The sequence below is a fragment of the Vibrio sp. CCUG 15886 genome (assembly GCF_028570825.1).
GTDB classification, from domain to species: Bacteria; Pseudomonadota; Gammaproteobacteria; order Enterobacterales; family Vibrionaceae; genus Vibrio; species Vibrio vulnificus_B.
Window position 1 is genome coordinate 1 of sequence record NZ_JAQQBT010000040.1, and the last position, 1,912, is coordinate 1,912.

Annotated in this window: 3 protein-coding genes; all 3 read right to left on the reverse strand. The window is 41.8% G+C overall.

Annotated elements, in window-relative coordinates; all coding sequences use genetic code 11:
* Positions 1 to 116: 116 nt before the first annotated feature.
* The 3 genes from PQQ36_RS22365 to PQQ36_RS22385 all read right to left on the reverse strand — a co-directional run bounded on the left by PQQ36_RS22365 (position 117) and on the right by PQQ36_RS22385 (position 1,806).
* A complete protein-coding gene (locus PQQ36_RS22365; RefSeq protein ID WP_225479896.1) occupies positions 117 to 347 on the reverse strand; it encodes a DUF7668 domain-containing protein in 231 nt (76 codons plus the stop codon).
* A gap of 302 nt (positions 348 to 649) precedes the next feature.
* Positions 650 to 1,195 carry a GNAT family N-acetyltransferase gene (locus tag PQQ36_RS22375; protein WP_158133722.1) on the reverse strand — a complete coding sequence of 182 codons (546 nt, stop codon included), beginning with the start codon at positions 1,193 to 1,195 and terminating at the stop codon, positions 650 to 652.
* A gap of 167 nt (positions 1,196 to 1,362) precedes the next feature.
* A complete protein-coding gene (locus PQQ36_RS22385; RefSeq protein WP_206633329.1) occupies positions 1,363 to 1,806 on the reverse strand; it encodes a hypothetical protein in 444 nt (147 codons plus the stop codon).
* Positions 1,807 to 1,912 lie beyond the last annotated feature (106 nt).

Consider the following 1,912-nt stretch of genomic DNA (forward strand, 5'->3'; position numbering starts at 1 on the left):
ATTGCACACAAATTAAATACGCGCCCACGCAAAAGGCTTGGGTATAGGACACCAACGGAGTATATTCATGCGCATCTATAGAAAGTGTCGCACTTCAAACTTGATACTAAGTGTTTTTACATGACGTGGCAATCATCCAAAATCACCCTCAGGTCTTCACCATGTTTTAAGAAGTCGAAAAGCAGCGTGAAATCACTAACGACACCATTAAGCGGCAAATCATATTCAACTCCCCACCCAGAGCCGTTGTCGTACTCGAAGATGTCGTTTCTTAGACCCCCTGTGACGGTTAAAGGACTTGTTATAACTGGGAGCTGGTTGTCGCCAAAATGGTCAAATCTGACCATTTCAAAATCTTCTAAACTCCACTTACTTCTAGAGTTATCTAATGGTTCATCAAGGAACGAAAAAGCATACTCTGCTTCTCCTGACGCTCATAAATCTATCCAATCTCGAACAAACGCTATGAGCTCCTCCTGACTGGATTCAATCGTAGGCTTTTTCATTGACGACTCCTTTTGTGAGAAACACCTAACGCCATGTTAAGGGGTGAGCAATGCAATACCGATGTTGCCGCAAACCACCTTAAACACAAAAATCAACGCATAACGAAAATGCCACGCGTTGCGAATCCCTCTTAAACATTTTGTTATGCGTAATTTTTGACGTACTTTGTCATTGCTGTTTCCGAGACTGACAAACCGTCGATTCTATATTGATCTTTGAACTCTCCAACAACATTGAACCCTGCCTTTAGGTAGAGGTTTTTTGCCGGGAAATTCTCTGATAATACACAAAGATCAAGCCAGTCAATTTCAGCTTTTTCTTGGCAGAAATTTATAACAGCATCAATGAGTCTTTGACCAATACCTTGCTTCCGGCAAGAAACATCTACGCCCATACCTAATAGAACTCTGTGAGAACGGCTTTCATCACTGTGGTGGCGAAGATCAATATGACCTTTGATATTTCCAGAGGTGTCTTTTACAACCCAAAGTTTTCTCCAACCTAAGTCGCCAAACTGATGAGAAAAGCCTTGGATAAACTTATCTTTTGTTGTTTCTGGAACTTCACTTTGCTCTCTGGAGATTGGCTGGAAAAGAGGAACTTCTCCATTGCCATTTTCAGACAGCTGATTTTCTAGATACACAAAGAATGAATCTAAATCCGATTTTTCCGCTTCTACTACTTCCATCTAATTCTCGGTACTCCATCAATTACGCATAACGCTGCGTTAAGGGGTGAGTGCCGCCTAAACCAACCTTCCGCAGGCCACCTTCACCACCAAAACTAACCCGCATGCCAAAAATGCCACGCGGCATGAATCCCTCTTGAACGCCTTGTTATGAGAATGAACTCACCTTAGAACTCTACTAACCCCATTCTCTCTGCCGTTGCTAGACCATTGAAAGGCCCTTTAATGGTACTAGCTAGATTCTCTAGAGCAACTCTGTCCAAGTGCTTGATGCGTTCATCGCTTGGTGGCTCAAAATAAATAAAGCCACTCAGAACTTCGTTTAATGTCGTAATTTCAACATCATCTAAAACAGATTTGAGCTTTTCGGCTTCAACTTGAGCGCACTCGAACTCTTTCAGAGAGTAAATGTATATAAAAACTTCTTTTTTATCGCCAAGACTCAAACTCTCAAACCAGACAGATTTGGGAAAATTCAAGACAGTTTGCTTTCCCAGTTCGTCGCATTGTTGCCACTTATCATTCCAACTTTTTAAGTAGCCAAACTTGTCGACATGTGCAGAACAGCCACTTAGAAGTAAAAATAACAAACATGCTATAGGCTTTTTCATCATATCCCTATGAGTTAAAAGTGAAATCTCATAACGCCCTGTTAAGGTGTGAGCAACGCAATACCGATGCCGCCGCATACCACCTTAAACACTAAACGCAACGCAT

Excerpts from the sequence above, each read along its gene's own strand:
- PQQ36_RS22365 (WP_225479896.1), bottom strand. The coding sequence starts at position 347 with ATGGTCAGATTTGACCATTTTGGCGACAACCAGCTCCCAGTTATAACA.
- PQQ36_RS22375 (WP_158133722.1), bottom strand. The coding sequence starts at position 1,195 with ATGGAAGTAGTAGAAGCGGAAAAATCGGATTTAGATTCATTCTTTGTG.
- PQQ36_RS22385 (WP_206633329.1), bottom strand. The coding sequence starts at position 1,806 with ATGAAAAAGCCTATAGCATGTTTGTTATTTTTACTTCTAAGTGGCTGT.